The 15,426-nt window shown below is 42.2% G+C and carries 14 protein-coding genes; 11 read left to right on the top strand and 3 right to left on the bottom strand.

Features of this window, described 5'->3' with window-relative positions:
* Nucleotides 1–125 precede the first annotated feature (125 nt).
* The 4 genes from PZB74_RS12855 (at nucleotide 126) to PZB74_RS12840 (ending at nucleotide 5,440) form a co-directional block, all read left to right on the top strand.
* A complete protein-coding gene (locus PZB74_RS12855; protein WP_302236608.1) occupies nucleotides 126–2,765 on the top strand; it encodes a PAS domain-containing protein in 2,640 nt (879 codons plus the stop codon).
* Nucleotides 2,734–3,129, top strand: coding sequence for a response regulator (locus PZB74_RS12850; RefSeq protein WP_302236606.1), 396 nt, complete (start codon nucleotides 2,734–2,736; stop codon nucleotides 3,127–3,129). The genes PZB74_RS12855 and PZB74_RS12850 overlap by 32 nt, the downstream gene beginning before the upstream one ends.
* A gap of 168 nt (nucleotides 3,130–3,297) precedes the next feature.
* On the top strand, nucleotides 3,298–3,840 hold the full coding sequence (locus PZB74_RS12845; protein ID WP_302236604.1) for an RNA polymerase sigma factor: 543 nt from the start codon (nucleotides 3,298–3,300) through the stop codon (nucleotides 3,838–3,840).
* Nucleotide 3,841: 1 nt separating this feature from the next.
* Entirely contained in the window at nucleotides 3,842–5,440 is a 1,599-nt protein-coding gene (locus tag PZB74_RS12840; RefSeq protein WP_302236603.1) for a hypothetical protein, read from the top strand.
* A gap of 125 nt (nucleotides 5,441–5,565) precedes the next feature.
* On the opposite strand, the gene PZB74_RS12835 is transcribed toward PZB74_RS12840, so the two are convergent.
* Complete coding sequence (locus PZB74_RS12835) at nucleotides 5,566–6,135, bottom strand: carboxymuconolactone decarboxylase family protein (protein WP_302236600.1); 570 nt, start codon at nucleotides 6,133–6,135, stop codon at nucleotides 5,566–5,568.
* 155 nt (nucleotides 6,136–6,290) lie between these two features.
* On the opposite strand from PZB74_RS12835, the gene PZB74_RS12830 reads away from it, so the two are divergent.
* Nucleotides 6,291–7,292: a glycosyltransferase family 2 protein gene (locus tag PZB74_RS12830; RefSeq protein ID WP_302236598.1), complete on the top strand. Its 1,002-nt coding sequence runs from the start codon at nucleotides 6,291–6,293 to the stop codon at nucleotides 7,290–7,292.
* 14 nt (nucleotides 7,293–7,306) lie between these two features.
* On the opposite strand, the gene PZB74_RS12825 is transcribed toward PZB74_RS12830, so the two are convergent.
* A complete protein-coding gene (locus tag PZB74_RS12825; protein WP_302236596.1) occupies nucleotides 7,307–8,134 on the bottom strand; it encodes a ZIP family metal transporter in 828 nt (275 codons plus the stop codon).
* A gap of 159 nt (nucleotides 8,135–8,293) precedes the next feature.
* On the opposite strand from PZB74_RS12825, the gene PZB74_RS12820 reads away from it, so the two are divergent.
* Nucleotides 8,294–8,866, top strand: a complete 573-nt coding sequence (locus tag PZB74_RS12820) for a LytR/AlgR family response regulator transcription factor (protein WP_302236594.1) — start codon at nucleotides 8,294–8,296, stop codon at nucleotides 8,864–8,866.
* A gap of 56 nt (nucleotides 8,867–8,922) precedes the next feature.
* Nucleotides 8,923–9,906: an aldo/keto reductase gene (locus tag PZB74_RS12815; RefSeq protein WP_302236591.1), complete on the top strand. Its 984-nt coding sequence runs from the start codon at nucleotides 8,923–8,925 to the stop codon at nucleotides 9,904–9,906.
* Nucleotides 9,907–9,949: 43 nt separating this feature from the next.
* Here PZB74_RS12815 and hemG read toward each other — a convergent pair whose 3' ends face one another.
* On the bottom strand, nucleotides 9,950–11,356 hold the full coding sequence (gene hemG / locus PZB74_RS12810) for a protoporphyrinogen oxidase (RefSeq protein ID WP_302236589.1): 1,407 nt from the start codon (nucleotides 11,354–11,356) through the stop codon (nucleotides 9,950–9,952).
* Between the two features lie 286 nt (nucleotides 11,357–11,642).
* Between hemG and PZB74_RS12805 the strand changes: the two genes are divergently transcribed.
* From PZB74_RS12805 to PZB74_RS12790, 4 genes are all read left to right on the top strand, one after another.
* On the top strand, nucleotides 11,643–12,740 hold the full coding sequence (locus tag PZB74_RS12805; RefSeq protein ID WP_302236587.1) for a hypothetical protein: 1,098 nt from the start codon (nucleotides 11,643–11,645) through the stop codon (nucleotides 12,738–12,740).
* A gap of 84 nt (nucleotides 12,741–12,824) precedes the next feature.
* Nucleotides 12,825–13,454, top strand: coding sequence for an ABC transporter ATP-binding protein (locus PZB74_RS12800; RefSeq protein WP_302236585.1), 630 nt, complete (start codon nucleotides 12,825–12,827; stop codon nucleotides 13,452–13,454).
* Nucleotides 13,455–13,458: 4 nt separating this feature from the next.
* Nucleotides 13,459–14,724, top strand: a complete 1,266-nt coding sequence (locus PZB74_RS12795; RefSeq protein ID WP_302236584.1) for an ABC transporter permease — start codon at nucleotides 13,459–13,461, stop codon at nucleotides 14,722–14,724.
* A 326-nt stretch (nucleotides 14,725–15,050) separates the two neighbouring features.
* On the top strand, nucleotides 15,051–15,389 hold the full coding sequence (locus PZB74_RS12790; RefSeq protein ID WP_302236583.1) for a P-II family nitrogen regulator: 339 nt from the start codon (nucleotides 15,051–15,053) through the stop codon (nucleotides 15,387–15,389).
* The last annotated feature ends 37 nt before the right edge of the window (nucleotides 15,390–15,426 follow it).

The following is a 15,426-nucleotide window of genomic DNA, read 5'->3' as shown; positions in this document are numbered from 1 at the left end:
TATTTGATAGGTAATATCAACTAGTCTTATGTAAAAAAATCTAACATAATACTATCATTTTACTCTCATTATGTATAATCTTTGTATACATAAATACTTAGGCTACCCCAAATACTCTCAACTCAATGGAGAATATGCTTAGAGATGACGCCGCATCTATATGTACTAACTACTGGGAGTGGAACATACCTGATAACATACTATACCTAAGTCACGACTTTAAGTCTATGCTAGGTTATCAGGCGGAAGAAAGCTGCGACATCCTTCAAATTCAAGATCTTATTCTCTATCCCGAGGATTTAGAGCGTATCACAAAATATTGGTCTTCAATACAAAAGGAACAATACAAACCCAATATGCCTACCGAAATAAAATACAGCCACAAGGTCAATTCCGAAGTATGGGCTTCAATGAATCTTTCTGTGCAATCCTGGGGCGACGATCAGCGCCCTACTAAATTGGTAGCCCACCATATAGATATCACCTCACTAAAACAGGCAGAAGAAAGGCTGAGAAGAAAAAACGAAAGGCTGCAAAGCATACTCAGGGGAGCTAATATTGGTACCTGGGAGTGGAATATGCAAAATGGTGATGTCATACTGAATGAACGCTGGGCGGATATTCTGGGTATGCCCTGGGTAGAGGGACAAGTAATTAAAATTTCAGACTTTGATAAAATGCTGCACCCAGAAGACAGAGCTATAGTAGCTACTCAGCTGGAAAAGCACCTGAAAGGAGAAGAAGAGTTTTATAAGTGTGAAGTTCGCATGCATCACATGAGTTTTAAGTGGGTATGGATTGAGGTTAGCGGTAAAGTAAACGAATGGGCTGAAGATGGAAGCCCGATCTGGATAACCGGCTACGTACAAGATATTACGGAACGGAAAAATAATGCCCTACAACTTGCTTATTACAAAGAACTGCTGGATAAAACCAACGAACTGGCAAGGGTAGGCAGTTGGGAGATGAACCTGGAGTTTCAGACATTAACCTGGAGCAAAGTCACTAAAGAAATTCATGAGGTTGACCAGAACTATAGACCTAAGCTATCCGAAGCTATTAACTTTTACCAGGCAGGTGAACACAGAGATACTATTAGCAGGGCGGTATCTGCGGCTATTGAAAAAGGTAAGCCTTTTGATGTAGAACTTCAGATTGTTACCGCTAGCAATAAGCCTTTATGGGTGAGGGCAATAGGTTTTCCGGAATTTTCTAACGGCGAATGTGTCCGAATTTATGGAGTCTTTCAGGATATTGATGAGAAGAAAAACACAGAGATAAAAATTAAGCACAGCCTTGACCGCAACAGAATCTTTGTAGAGCAATGCCCAAATGCTATTGCCATGTTTGACCATGAGATGCGCTACCTTGCTGCTTCTCAGAAATGGATAGAAGAGTACAATCTTAAAGACAAAAAAATACTAGGCGTTTGCCATTATGAGCTCTTTCCCGCAATTAGAGAAGAGTGGAGAGAGATTCACCGAGAAGGACTTAGAGGCATACATAACCAAAAAGACGAAGACTTTTTTGAAGATGAGAACGGAAAATTTCGTTGGGTTTCGTGGGACGTACGCCCCTGGTACCTGTCAAAAGACAAGATAGGCGGTATACTACTTTACACCTCAGACATCACACAAAAGAAAAACGCGATGCTTAAACTCGCTCGTAGCGAGGAGCAGTTTCGCCAGACCTTTGATAACGCCCCTATTGGAATAGCCCTGGTCTCTCCTAAAGGTGAATGGCTAAAGGTAAATCCGCAGGTGTGCAAAATTGTAGGCTATAGCGAATCGGAGCTGCTGGACCAAAGCTTTCAGGATATAACGCACACCGATGATCTGGAGGCAGACTTGGGGTATGTAAAGCAGGTGCTGAATGGTGAAATTAACTATTATCACCTGGAAAAAAGATATTACCATAAAAAAGGACATATCGTGTGGGTACTGCTATCCGTCTCCCTCATCAGAGATGAGTATGGCAACCCACGCCACTTTGTAACTCAGATCAAAGATATTACCTCCAAAAAAAAGGCGCAGCAAAAGCTGGAACAAACCCTTACAGTAGTAAAAGAACAAAACAACCGTCTGATTAACTTTGCTCATATTGTATCGCATAACCTACGGTCACACTCCGGCAACCTGGAAATGCTGCTTCAATTCTTCAAAGACGAGACAGAAGAAAAAGAAAAAGATTTTCTTCTAAATAGTATCACTGCTATTTCAAAATCTTTATCCGAGACCATTACGCACCTTACCGAAGTTGTTAAGATCCAGAATAGTACGCATGAGACAAAAAATGCTCTTAACCTGCATGCCTATCTGGAAAAAGCTATCAATACCGTTCAGGCAGACCTTATCAAGACCAAAGGTCAGGTCGTGCTAGAGGTACCCTCTAACACGGAAGTTCTGTTTAATCCAGCTTATCTGGATAGTGTGTTGCTCAACTTTATAACCAATGCGCTTAAATACCGCCACAAAGAACGCACGCCGGTAATTCATATTACTGCCAAACCTACGTCAGAATTTGTCGTACTCAACATAACTGACAATGGCTTGGGCATAGACCTACAAAAACATGGCGAAAAGCTCTTTGGCCTGTACAAAACATTCCATCACCGAAAAGACGCCCGTGGAGTTGGCCTTTTTATTACAAAAAACCAGATAGAAGCAATGGGCGGCAAGGTAGAAGTTGAGAGTGAACTTGGCTGTGGAACGACTTTTAAAATATACTTCCCCTATGAAAAAAATAAAGTTAGCCTGCGTTATTGATGACGACCCTATCTACGTCTACGGTACTAAAAGGCAGATGGGTATCGTAGGCTTCTGTGAAGATTTGCTGGTATTAGAAAACGGAGAAGTGGCTATTCAGGAGCTAAAGTCCAGAGTAGAAAAACAGAAGCCATTACCAGAGGTAATACTTTTAGATATTAACATGCCTATCATGGATGGCTGGCAGTTTCTGGACGAATTTATACAATTGCCATTATACAGCAGTCAGCCCCTCATCTACGTAGTATCATCCTCTGTGGATCAGCAGGATATAGATAAGGCTAATGCTTACAGCCAGGTTACCTCATACCTAAGCAAACCACTAAAGGCAGAAGACCTTCAAAACATTATGCAGCAAGTCTAAGCACCGTTCCACATTTTTATATCTGATAGTACTTTCCTTCTTCAATCTTTCGTTTCTTAGAGGTAGTAAGCTCATAAATAATTTTCAGGGCTTTCCAACGCTATGTGCATTTGCTGTGTCTTATTCTTAAGAACAAGTGTCAACCTAAGCCTGGTAATGTAAGTAAGCATGCATGACGAAAAAGCGCTTGTCTCCGGCTGTGCCAAAGGAGAACGAGCAATGCAGAAAGAACTTTATGATCGGTTTTCCGGACAAATGCTCGCCGTATGTATACGCTATTGCAAAAGCCGGGAAGATGCAGAAGATATACTGCAGGAAGCCTTCGTTAAGGTTTTCAATAATATTGAGTCTTTCCGCAAAGAGTCTACACTAGGCTATTGGATCAAGCGAATCGTCATCAACACTGCTTTAAACTATCATCGTAAAAGTGTTTATCTCTATCCACATTTTGATATAGAAGATATGCATGACATCGGCGATGATGATGTTACAGTATCTAACCACAACTATAAAGATTTACTAAAACTACTACAAACATTGCCCCAGGGCTGTCAGGTTATTTTTAACCTGTACGCAATAGAGGGTTACAAGCACAAGGAAATTGCAGAAATGCTTAATATCAGTGAGGGTACGTCTAAATCGCAGTACGCACGTGCCAAGTCTCTGATCAAAGAAATGATTACTGAAACAGGGGAGGTAAAACATGGCTAATATGGACAAAAGATCGGCCTTTGAGGAACAGTGGAAGGATGCATTTGAAGGTGCTGAGGTTACCCCTTCTGCTGACCTGTGGAAAAACATAGATAACCAGCTTACCATGCAGGAGAATGGTAAGTATCGTAAAGGGTTTATATTCTACCGTGCAGTAGCAGCTGCCTGTATCATCTGCCTGCTCGGGCTAGGCTATTACACATGGCTAACTGATCTGGAAACTACCGAAAAAGGACTGGCAACTCAGCAGGAAAGCAGCCAGAACCAGCAAGCTACAGATACCGCTGAGAAAGATAAGGCTTTAGCCCTAAAACAGTCAGAATCTGCTGAAGATATGGGCAATACATCTGCTCAGGGCGTTGATCCTGACCTAAGCGGACAGCCTTCTCTGGCGTACCAGAAGCCAGCTGAAACTACTAAAGAGCAAGGCGGAACTGCAGGCAGTAAAGATTTATCTGCTGCTTCCAGTACTTTTTCAGGATCTGAGTTGGCGCTTTCTTCTAATAAGCAGGAAGAGGGACTTCGTTCTAGGCGCACTACTTCTTCTGCCACCTCTGAGGCGCACGGACAGAATTCAAATCAGAAAAGTCAGCACGCTACTGCAGACAAAGCTTTACCGCAAAAAAAACTCAGTATGGGTAATACCATCGCTGCTTATGCAGAAAACCTAGCCGATGCAGCATTAAGCTACGTCTCTTCGCTGGGACCGGCATTAAGCGAAGAACCATTACTTAGCTGGGCAAAAGATATAGACCACCTATACCGCGTGCCTCAGTCATCTAGTAATGAGGAAAGAGAGAAAGAACGTACCAGATTTTTTGCGGGGCTCAACCTGGCCACTAGCTATTTTGATCCGAATTTTAGTACTTCTACCAATTCTACACTAGAAATGGCCTCACCTGATTTGTCTCCAATGTATAATTTTTCCGGCTCGGGAGGAGAACTGGCCAAAGACCATCGTACCATGGAGGCATCCAGTGTTCCGGTAGAAAGTGGCCTGGAAAATACTCCTCAGCTGTCACTCTCTTATGGTGTAGACCTGGGCCTGATGCTTAGTGAGCGTCTGAGCCTGGAAAGTGGGCTGGACTTTGGAAAGCTTAGCAGCACTACCCAAACGAGCTGGGTGGTAGAAGATTTTCAGCAAGGCGAGCGCATACCTCTGCTTGCTACCAATGTCAAAGCAAGTGCGGAAGCCAATACCAAAACACAGTATGTAAGTGAGAAGCAGCAACTGACCAATTCTTTCTCCTTCCTTTCTATTCCTTTAAAACTAGGATACCACCTGGGAGGAGAAAAAGTAAAATTCAATATGAGTTCGGGGGTAGCTGCCAACTTTTTCCTGAACAACAAACTTTCAGACCAGAGCGGACAGCTAAACACTGTTAACATAAGTTCGGATGGTGAGAGTCCTTTTCGTTCTGTCTACTACAGCGGTATAGTTAGTGGTGGAGTAAACTACAAACTTGCGCGCCATTATGCATTATCGCTGTCTCCATACTACAACTTTTCTCTAGGCTCCTTAACCGAATCTGGAAACAACTTTAGCAGCCAGCCAAACTCCTTTGGTTTGGACTTTGGCCTGAAATACAACTTTAGATAGTCACACCAAACAGGCCTGCCAACTCAGGTGGGGTCCTATTTCCGTGCTTTAAAAAGAAGAAGCCTGAAGTAATTTACTTCAGGCTTCTGTTCTACCAAACTGGCACAACTAAACCTAATCAATAATTATTTTTCCCATGTGCGAGAGGCAAAAGCATCATCTACCGGAGTTTGCCCGATATGGTTGCTATAGTTACTAATTGTCTTTACACTAATGGCCAGTACAATATTTAAAATATCGTTCTGCTCATAGCCTGCATCCAGAAAATCCTGCACATCTTCATCAGAAGGCCATCCTCTTTTCACTACCATAGTGCGGGTAAACTTGCTCAGGGCATTAAGTTTTGCATCTTCAATCTCTTTACCCTCTCTAATCGCATTGGTTACTTCCTCTGGTACTTTAGACATGGTATCTGCGATAATACTATGCGCAGCCATACAGTAATGACAGGCATTCTCATGGCTAATGGTAAGAAAAACTACTTCCTGCTCTACCGAAGAGAAGTTTGTTTTGCTGCGAAACAGCTTATATCCATGTAAATAAGAATCAAGCAGAGCTGGCGAATTAGCCATCACCCCATACATATTGGGGACAAAACCCATCTGTTTTTCTGATCCTTTTAAGAATTCTTTTGCTCCTTCTGGTGCATCTTCAACTGTTCTTATTGTATAGTCTACGCTATTCAAAGTTTCCATAAATTGAAAAAATTATCATTTTTAGTTTAAAACTGAGTATAAGAACGAACCACTCCTTTTTGCGTTGAGCGATTAGTGTCCGCTGGATGACAAAGCACAGCTTTAATTCATAAGGGGCAGTTTTATATTCATCACATGCAGTCTTAAATTGATCTATGCCAACACCTCTGATCTCTGTAATCCTCCCTTTCAGAAATGCTGAGTCTACCCTCGCAGCGGCTATAGAAAGCTTACTCTCTCAGACCTTAGCTTCTACCGAAATACTATTGATTGATAACGCTTCTTCTGACAGCAGTCCTTATATCGCTCAAAACTATGTACGCACTAACTCTTCAATCAGATTACTCCACGAAGATAAAGTAGGACTAGTCGCTGCCCTGAACAAAGGTCTGGCCCATACTTCTGGCCAGTATATAGCCCGGATGGATGCGGATGATATAGCTCTTCCCCAGCGACTGGCCTTACAGGCCCAATATCTTGAACAGCATGCGGAGGTAGGAGTACTGGCCTGCCAGGTAGCGGTGCAGCAAAATACAACTGCCGGCCTGAGGAATTATATAAGGTGGAGTAATGCTTTACTCACTCACGAACAAATAGCCTTAAATCGCTTTGTAGACTCTCCCATTATACACCCAAGCGTAATGTTCAGGCATTCGCTTATCCAACAATACGGTCCTTATCGCACAGGAGACCTACCCGAAGATTTTGAGTTGTGGTTACGCTGGCTGGAGCAGGGTGTACGTTTTCATAAGATTGATCAAAAGCTTCTTTTCTGGCGCGATAGCCCTGGGCGGCTTACTCGTACTCATTCTCGCTACCGCTGGGAGGCATTCTACAAACTTAAAGCCGAATACCTATATACTTACTTGCATAAGCATAACCCTTATCACCCAAAAGTGATGGTATGGGGAGCAGGCCGAAAAAGTCGGCAGCGCCTTCGCTTTCTGGAAGAAAAAGGCATAGAAGTAACTGCTTACATTGATATTGTAGAAGGCAAAACCTCTACCCTACCCTGCATTCATTATAGTAAAATTGAGCCTCCGGGTAAGCACTTTATTTTATCTAACGTCAGCAATCGGGGGCAGCGGCAAAAAATCAGAACCTACTTATTAGAAAAAGGCTATCAGGAGGGTAAAGATTTTTTATTAATGGCTTAAGCAGGAGCTAAATATTAACCCAAGGCCACATCAAGAATCATCATTATGGTAAAGCCTAACATCGTGCCCACTGTAGCGATATCGGTATTCTTGTTGTATTGCGACTCCGGTATTAGCTCTTCTACTACTACAAAAATCATAGCTCCGGCAGCAAAAGAAAGCGCGTAAGGTAAAATAGGCTGGAAAAACAGTACAGCAGCAGCCCCTACCACTCCTGCCAGCGGTTCTACAAAACCTGAGAGCTGACCATACCAGAAGCTTTTTCTACGACTCATCCCCTCACGACGCAGGGGTACCGAAACTGAAATTCCTTCAGGGAAATTTTGTATACCAATACCCAAGGCGAGCACTATTGCACCGGCAAGGGTAGTGGTAGAAGAGATATCAGCAGCAATAGCACCAAAAGCAACACCTACTGCCAGACCTTCTGGAATGTTGTGCAGTGTAATGGCCAGAACCAGCAAAATACTACGATGCCATTGTGTCTTTACACCTTCGGCCTCCTCCCGAGGAAAACCGATATGCAAATGAGGCAGTACCTTATCTATGGCAAACAAAAAAGCACCGCCCAACAAAAAACCGCCGGCGGCAGGTACCCAACTGGCGGTCTCACTTTCTTCAGCCATTTCTATGGCCGGAGCCAGCAATGACCAGTAGCTGGCGGCAATCATTACTCCGGCAGCAAAGCCCAGCATGCCATCCATTACTTTTTGGTCTATACGCTTAAAAAAAAACACTGCACTGGCACCCAATGCAGTTACTCCCCAGGTAAAACAAGTAGCAATAAGTGCCTGTGTGACCGGATGTAACTCACCGATCAATGACTTTACAAATTCAAACATATGCTGTTAACCCAGACTTTTTAAAGATGTTAAAAATTTCTGGTCTATAATTCACCATTTCACCTGCTAGAGATATTGTCTGGCATGGAGAGAAGCGTATTCACCAGCTTTGCTGCTTTCTCAATCATGATGAACAACGAAATATTGTACATTTAAATCATGAAAAAAATAACGATACGCTACCTGGTTCTAAGTACTGTTTCCATCCTTCTATTCGTAGTATTACTATACTCTTTGGGAGTTGATGTGCCCTCATTTTTTCAGATGATCTTTTCCTTTCTAAGGTTTTTACTTCCTTTTTTCCTGGGTGGATTTGCCATATATTTTGGCTTCCGATTGTTGAAGAGCAGCTCCCCTGCCTACGACAAGGCTAACAACAAGTCTGGTGCAGAGACCTCCATCTTAAAAATAGCAGTTCGCTCCGGTGATAAAATTCTTCTATTACCTCTGGACCGGATAGCTTCTTTCTATGCCTTACACAATTATGTCTATGCATACACAGATGAGGGTAATGAGTATTTGGTAGAGCACACACTATCTCAGCTGGAAGCCAAACTACCACGTAATTTTTTGAGAGTGCACCGTTCCAGTATTGTCAATGAAGACTACATAAAAAGCATTGAACGGGAAAAAGGAGGCAAACACAGTATTACCCTGAACGATCAGAAAAATAAAAGCATACAGGTTAGTCAGTCGTATGGTCAGACTGTAAAAAAGCTTACCGAATTATAAATGCTTTGGCCTTTATCGTATCTTGAAAGCACTTTTTTTACTAAACTCATTTTTTTATGAACTATCGGGATTTTGGAGATACAGGTTTAAAGGTAAGTGAAATAGGTTTTGGAGCCTGGGGGATTGGGGGCCCGGCAATGGCTGGGGATATTCCTATTGGCTGGGGAGATGTTGATGATGATACTTCCATACAGGCCCTCCACACTGCTTTTGAGCAGGGCATTAACTTTTATGATACTGCTGACTTTTATGGCCTGGGCCACTCTGAGGAGCTGATTGGTAAAGTATTTGGCAACAGCGATGATGTTATCATAGCTTCTAAAGTTGGCCATCGCCTGGCCAAAGATCAATCTATTTATGTAGATTACTCATGCCAGTATATCATTAAAGCCTGCGAAGATAGCCTCAGACGTTTACAAAGAGATAGTATTGACTACTACCAACTCCATACTGCCAAAAAGGATGACCTGGAAAAAGGTGAATGTATAGAGGCATTGGAGCAGTTAAAGGCAGCAGGTAAAATTCGGTTCTGGGGTCTTTCTCTCAACACTTTTGAGCCGGAGCCAGAAGCCCACTATATGCTAAGCCGGGGCTTAGGTAGCGGTTTTCAGCTTGTTTATAATATTCTTAACCAGATTGCCTTGCCTATACTAGAGCAAGCGAAAGAGCAGAAAAAAGGTGTTATTGCGCGTATGCCGCTGCAATTTGGACTACTCACTGGTAAATTTGACAAGCAGAGCCGTTTTGATGCTAACGATCATCGTCATTTTAGACTAAGTCCTGAAATTTTACAGAGCTCTCTGGACGCTCTGGAAGAGATATGGCCGCTTACCGAAAAGTACGGTTTAAGCAAAACTGAGCTCAGTCTGAGTTACATTCTAAGTTTTGATGCAATTTCTACTGTTATTCCGGGTATAAAAACGCCAGAACAAGCCCGACAAAACACCAACAATATCGTGCCCCTGCTGGCAGAAGACCGCGACTTTATTAGTACCTGCTTTGTGCAAAAATTCAGACCTATAGTTCAGAACATGCAGTAATTTACGAAGAAGAGCTACCACTAAAGTTGATACTAAGCACCAACTATACAACAGGCTTGGTGCTTCTTTTCAGGTACTCTAATATGCGTTGGCTGTTAAGCTCAGAGGTGTTAATACAATCGCTTACCGAAATTCCTCCCCGATAATTCCCTCCCAGAAAAAAGCCTGGATGCTCTACCTCAAATCGCTGAAAATAGTCTTCGTGCTCCTGATAACCGAGATTATACTGAGGAATAGCTTTATTCCATAGTTTACTTTCAGCCAATATGGGTTCTACGGAGTCCGCTATCATCATTATTTCTTTAAATTCACGAATGACTTTCTTCTTTTTCGCCTCCAGATCCTCCTGCAAAAGACCCTGCTGGCGTGCACCTCCTACAAAAATGGTAAAGGTAGCGTACTGGTCATCTGCTCGCTGAGGAAAAATTACTGAACTCCAGATCGCTCCCAGAAAAGATCTGCGCTCTCGCCCCGGTATCAGAAAGCCAAAACCGTCCAGCGCCTGTCGTATGGCTTTTTTCTCGAAGGCAAGATAGAGCACCATTACCGGAGGGTACGTAATCGCATTCAGGTGCTGACTTAGGGATTCATCCAAATTTTGTATTGCTGGTGAAAGACGATGCGCCGGAATGGTAGAGAGCACAGTATCTGCTTCTACTTCGCGTAAACCTTCTGCTAATTCTAAAGTAAGCTTATACTTTTGGCTGGTGCCTCGCTCAATTTTTTTAACACTTGTCTGGTAGCGGATACCGGTTTCCATCTGTGCTGCGAGCGCTTTGGCCAGCGTCTGCATACCTTCTCTAAACGAAAACTGCCGTGCAGTCTGCTTAGACGTTTCTTTGCTTTTTTTACGTTCTTTGGCTCCCGCAATAGCTCCTCTGATGAGGCTACCATGCTTTTCTTCCAGTGCATATAGCTTGGGCATGGCGGATTTTACGCTCAGCTTTTCCGGATTGCCCGCATAAATACCAGAAATAAAAGGGTCCACCGCATTATTAAGAAATTCTTCACCTAAACGATGCCTTACAAAATCTGCGATACTTATATCCTGCCCTGGACTGAGCGGCCTGATGAAGGGTTCTTTCAGCAAACGTAGCTTGGCAGAAGTAGAAAACAGATGGGTAGAAAGAAAGGAAAGCGGCCCCGAAGGTAAAGCCTCCAAACGATGCCCCTGCAAAATGTATCTTTTTTTGGCAGCCTGGTTGGCATAAATGATCTGATCCTGTAGCTTGAGCTCTTCTACAAGCTGACCAATAAGCGGAGTAGTATCCAAACCACTATTAGGACCAAAATCCATTAGAAAACCACCTTTACGCACCGACTGCATTGAGCCACCAGCCTGAGCGCTAGCTTCAATAAGTTCCACATCTATCTGCTGTTTTTTCAACCAGTACGCGCTACATAACCCTGAAATACCAGCCCCTAATACCAGTACTTTATGCTTTTTCATAATTTTGTTGTTATACATATCAAATCTAGTACTCTCAGCCGCAAATGCTAAATTCTTAGACTCCTGAACCGATCATTTTTGCCCAAAACCATAAATTTATACGACCACAAATATTTGTTACAACTCAAAACACTAAGGAGGAGTTAGCACTTATTTCATCCTATTTATGAGAAATATTTTAACATAGAACAGCTAAACAGATTTACTAATCCACAAAAATGCTTAATTTAAGCACGCCTATATTTACTTTTTTCGGGTTTGATTTAGGTTTTTACAGGACTAAAGGATGGAAAGAGAACAAGCATTTTACAAATCTGAGCTCGAGCCGGTTTCCCTCTGGGGTAAATTGAAAGGACAGAAGGTTGAAAAAAACGCTGTCATTGAGATCAATAATTTACTTTCGGAGAAGCCGATTATGGAAGTAGGTGTAGAGGAAATACAGTCTATTATGGATAAGTATGAGCTCAACCTCTACACAGATTTTGATGATGGCTCTATGCGAGAGCTATACAAAAAATATCTACGATTCTGTTTTGACGACAATCATCTGGATGAAGAAGAGATTGCTCGCCTCAAACATCTTAAAAAAATTCTTGGCCTGACCGACAAAGCCGTGGAAATAGCGCATCATCACATTTGTCAGGAAGTTTATGAGCGCGAACTGGATGCTGCTCTGGAAGACCATCGCCTGGATGATAAAGAACTTGCCTTTCTCAATCAACTTCAGAATAAGCTACAGCTTCCACAGTCATGGATAGACTCTATCTATCAGCATAAGGCACAGAGCATTATTGTTAATTTTATCAAAGGAGCAGTAGAAGATAAGCGCCTTTCTCCTAACGAAGAGCAGGAACTACAGGCCCTTATAGAAAACCTGGGAGTAGAAACTGAACTGGACAGTAGTACTCAGAAAGAACTCGCAAAATATCGCCTGTTCTGGCAGATAGAAAATGGCAGCCTCCCTCCCATTTATGTGCCTATTAAGTTAAAAGCAGAAGAGCATGCTTACTTTCTCACAGATGCTCATGCTTTTGAAGCTAAGAAGAGTGATAAGGAAGATAGTGAAGAGAATGCCCGCTCTTTGCGCGTAAAGCTGTCTGAAAGCAATTATTGGTATCAGGAACATGATACTCCTTTTTATTCTGAAGACGGACTGTGGAAAAACCTGAGCGAAGGCAAGGCTTATATTACCAACCAACGAATTATTTTGCGAGAAAAGGATCAGGAAAAATCAGTTAAGCTTACAGTAATTAAAGACTTTGTGGTGTATACCAATGGCTTAATGCTTATCCGCGAGAAACAGAAAAGGCTTTTTCTGCAAACTAATGCCAACACAGATATTTTTACCATGATTTTAGGAAGAGTATTGCGCGACATGAAATAGAGGAAAACAAAATATTTGCCTATACTTGCAATGCCTCAGGTTCACCCATAACTTGAGGCTGTTTTTTTGTATACAAGTGGCGTTATGATTCATATTCAGCAACTTACTTTTCAATATAACACGGCTTCCGCTCCCATACATTTTTCTGATTGGCAGTTGCCACAGGGAGAACAGGCACTGATACTAGGCGCGTCAGGTAGTGGTAAAACTACCCTACTTCACTTACTCGGAGGATTACTCAACCCTCAAAAAGGGCAGTTGGTGGTAGGTGATAAAGATCTTAGCCAACTTAAAGGAGCACAACTGGATACATACCGTGGCCGTAACATTGGTCTAGTATTTCAGAAGCCTCATCTGGTGAATGCACTCACGCTGGAGCAAAACCTTTTGCTGGCACAATACATGGCTGGTCTTAAACAGGATAAGAAAAAAGTAGAAGAGGTGCTCAGTTCTCTCGGGCTTGTTCCTCGTAAAAAAGCTCTGGTGCATACCCTAAGCTTAGGTGAGGCTCAGCGGGCAGCTATAGCCCGAGCGGTGCTCAACAAGCCTAAAGTTATACTTGCCGACGAACCCACTTCCAGCCTGGACGATGAAAATTGTGGAAAAGTATTACATATTTTACAGCAACAGGCTCAGGCTCACCAGGCAACACTTATCATTGCCACGCATGACAAGCGCGTAAAAGACATTATTCCTACCCACTACATGATGTAATGATATGAACCTATTTGTGCTCAGTTGGAGCTATATCAAAACCAAACCTCTAAATACTTTTTTAAATATTCTTCTGCTTAGTCTGGGCATAGCTATCATTACTGTACTACTATTGCTTAGCCGCCAGATGGAAGACTCCCTTACTCGCAATAGCAAAGGCATAGACCTGGTTGTAGGTGCCAAAGGCAGCCCTATGCAGATAATACTTTCCAGCGTATTTCATATAGATTACCCCACCGGCAATATCCCCTTGTCTGAAGCCAAGCAGCTTACCCGCAATCGCCTGATCAGAAACACCATCCCGCTGGCGCTAGGCGATAGCTATAAGGGCAAACGTATTATAGGAACTAATTACGACTACCTATCACTGTATGAAGCAGAGGTAGCCGAAGGTAATAAATGGTCTGAGACTATGGAGGTAGTACTGGGAGCCTCTGCAGCAGAACAGTTGAAACTTAAAATAGGAGATACTTTCAACAGCAGCCATGGCTTAGCGGATGATGGCATTAACACCCACGAAGAAAGCCCTTTTAAAGTGGTAGGTATATTAGCCCCTACACAGTCAGTAGTAGATAACCTCATACTTACTTCTATAGAAAGTGTATGGGAAGTACATGCTTCTCACGAAACAGAAGATGGCGAAGATCAGGAGCATGAGCACAAGCATGAAGATGAACACAAAACAGCTGAAGTTACTACGGAGGGCTTACCAGAGGGCGGATCAGATGAGCAGATTACGTCTTTGATAGTTCAATACCGCTCTCCTATGGCCGCAGTACAGCTTCCGCGCTACATTAATGAACGTACTAATATGCAGGCTGCTTCTCCTCCTTTTGAGACTGCCCGCCTTTTCTCCTTGGTGGGTGTAGGAATTGATTTACTACAAGCCTTTGCCTATCTTATCATTATTATTGCCGGTCTCAGTATTTTTATTGCCCTCTATAATGCGCTAAAGGAACGTAAATATGACCTCGCCATTATGCGTTCACTTGGGGCCAGCAGGATCAAACTCTTTGTTCATGTCATACTGGAAGGCCTGATTATTACTTTACTAGGCAGCATACTTGGATTGTTTCTCGCTCACCTTACAAGCGCTCTGTTAGGGGAATATTTTATTCAAACCAGCCAGATTGGACTCAGTGCCTGGAATATACTTACCGAAGAATATTTTGTATTGCTTGCTAGCCTGGGTGTAGGTTTTCTGGCAGCGCTCATTCCTGCCATCAACGCTTACCGATCTAATATTTCTTCAGTACTTTCTCAAGGATAAATATTTTATAACCATACCAATGTTATTTTTCAGAATAATATTCTGAATAACACATCCTCTATGTCCCTACCCCAAAAGGATATTTGGTCAATTACATATTTTCAGTAAATAGAACTTTATTTTTTATTTATTTGATCAATAGCTTTATTATTTTGTAATTAACATTACAAGCACTCTATTTTATTGAAAGATTTTTGATTATAAGAATTTATTGTTTTATTAGCGCTTATAATCTGTTTTTAGTCTTTTTTCAGTATTAAATACTGATTTAATAAGCTTAAAACATGATTTCTTTGCTACTAATGTCTATCAAACAATAATTACTTATGAAAAAAATCGAAGCTATCATCCGCACTTCCAAATTTGAAGAGGTGGTAGAAGCTCTGGCCGCAGTAGGTGTTACCTTCCTTTCCTTTTATGATGTAAAAGGACATGGGTTGGAAAAAGAATACCAAACGTACAGGGGGGCTACTTATGATGTAGGTTACATCCCTCGCACCAAACTAGAAATCATAGTTTCTGATAATTTTCTTCAGAAGGCGATAGACACTATCCTGAATGTAGGCAAGACAGGTAAGATTGGCGACGGTAAAATTTTTGTCACTCATGTGGAAGAAGTATACCGTATCCGCAATGGCGAGCAGGGCACCTCTGCACTTAACTAAACCATCCATTACTTATAAAAAGATTAATTAATACAAT

Source organism: Porifericola rhodea (genome assembly GCF_030506305.1).
Taxonomy (GTDB): Bacteria; Bacteroidota; Bacteroidia; order Cytophagales; family Cyclobacteriaceae; genus Catalinimonas; species Catalinimonas rhodea.
This window is presented reverse-complemented; position numbering and strand designations above follow the sequence as displayed.

Bases quoted from the DNA above. Each gene is read 5' to 3' on its own strand.
- PZB74_RS12855 (WP_302236608.1), top strand. From the start codon at position 126: ATGGAGAATATGCTTAGAGATGACGCCGCATCTATATGTACTAACTAC.
- PZB74_RS12850 (WP_302236606.1), top strand. From the start codon at position 2,734: ATGAAAAAAATAAAGTTAGCCTGCGTTATTGATGACGACCCTATCTAC.
- PZB74_RS12845 (WP_302236604.1), top strand. From the start codon at position 3,298: ATGCATGACGAAAAAGCGCTTGTCTCCGGCTGTGCCAAAGGAGAACGA.
- PZB74_RS12840 (WP_302236603.1), top strand. From the start codon at position 3,842: ATGGACAAAAGATCGGCCTTTGAGGAACAGTGGAAGGATGCATTTGAA.
- PZB74_RS12835 (WP_302236600.1), bottom strand. From the start codon at position 6,135: ATGGAAACTTTGAATAGCGTAGACTATACAATAAGAACAGTTGAAGAT.
- PZB74_RS12830 (WP_302236598.1), top strand. From the start codon at position 6,291: ATGCCAACACCTCTGATCTCTGTAATCCTCCCTTTCAGAAATGCTGAG.
- PZB74_RS12825 (WP_302236596.1), bottom strand. From the start codon at position 8,134: ATGTTTGAATTTGTAAAGTCATTGATCGGTGAGTTACATCCGGTCACA.
- PZB74_RS12820 (WP_302236594.1), top strand. From the start codon at position 8,294: ATGAAAAAAATAACGATACGCTACCTGGTTCTAAGTACTGTTTCCATC.
- PZB74_RS12815 (WP_302236591.1), top strand. From the start codon at position 8,923: ATGAACTATCGGGATTTTGGAGATACAGGTTTAAAGGTAAGTGAAATA.
- hemG (WP_302236589.1), bottom strand. From the start codon at position 11,356: ATGAAAAAGCATAAAGTACTGGTATTAGGGGCTGGTATTTCAGGGTTA.
- PZB74_RS12805 (WP_302236587.1), top strand. From the start codon at position 11,643: ATGGAAAGAGAACAAGCATTTTACAAATCTGAGCTCGAGCCGGTTTCC.
- PZB74_RS12800 (WP_302236585.1), top strand. From the start codon at position 12,825: ATGATTCATATTCAGCAACTTACTTTTCAATATAACACGGCTTCCGCT.
- PZB74_RS12795 (WP_302236584.1), top strand. From the start codon at position 13,459: ATGAACCTATTTGTGCTCAGTTGGAGCTATATCAAAACCAAACCTCTA.
- PZB74_RS12790 (WP_302236583.1), top strand. From the start codon at position 15,051: ATGAAAAAAATCGAAGCTATCATCCGCACTTCCAAATTTGAAGAGGTG.